Source organism: Aphanothece microscopica RSMan92, assembly GCF_046613545.2.
Taxonomy (GTDB): domain Bacteria; phylum Cyanobacteriota; class Cyanobacteriia; order PCC-6307; family Cyanobiaceae; genus NIES-981.
The window spans coordinates 1-657 of record NZ_JBKKKY020000317.1; the positions used below are offsets into that span (position 1 = coordinate 1).

At 70.0% G+C, this 657-nt stretch carries 1 protein-coding gene; it reads right to left on the reverse strand.

Translation table 11 applies throughout. The features are described 5' to 3' along the window. The coding region (locus ACLD7X_RS17740) for a hypothetical protein (RefSeq protein ID WP_425625456.1) at positions 1-607 on the reverse strand (607 nt) is incomplete at its 3' end. Positions 608-657 lie beyond the last annotated feature (50 nt).

A 657-nucleotide genomic window follows, 5' to 3' on the forward strand; every position in this document is an offset into this window, starting at 1 on the left:
CGTCGGTGATGAGCATCATCACCTTGCGTACTTCCGGCGTTCCGTAGGGGCCCGGGGCCGGCGTCGATCCGCCGGACAGGCCGAAGAAATTGGCCCATTCGGTGCGGGGCGACAGCGCGCGCAGGCCCCAGCGCAGACCCACGTCGGCATGCGTTCCGCCCGGCGTCGGCGAGAGCCGGTTCAGCGCTTCCATCACCTGGGAGCGATCGCCGGAGAGGCCGAGCATCGGCATCGGGCAGTTGAGGTTGGGCCCCACGATCGCATCGAACTGGGTCCAGGTCGTGCGCGGCACCCACGAGCACCAGCGGCTGTTGGCGTTGTTCCAGGCGATCTCGTTGGGATCGGCGACGCAGGCGCGCAGCGTGGTGTTGTTCACGCTGGGGAACGGAACACGGCACCCGCTCAGATGGCAGGCGGTGGTGGCTCCGAAGAACACGTTGCGCGTGCCGTTGGCGTCGTCCTGGGTGCAATTGAGCCCGACGACCGAGCGGCCGCCCGCCAGACACTGGACCTGGTTTTGATTGGTGGTGGTGCAGGTGCAGGCCGCCTGCAGCAGGCTGCCCGACCCCGAGAGCGCGGCGAACGCGCGCGGCGGCTCGCCCGGCATCCGGGTGAAGAAGCCCTGAGTGGATGGCGGGGGCGGCGGCGGCGGAGGGG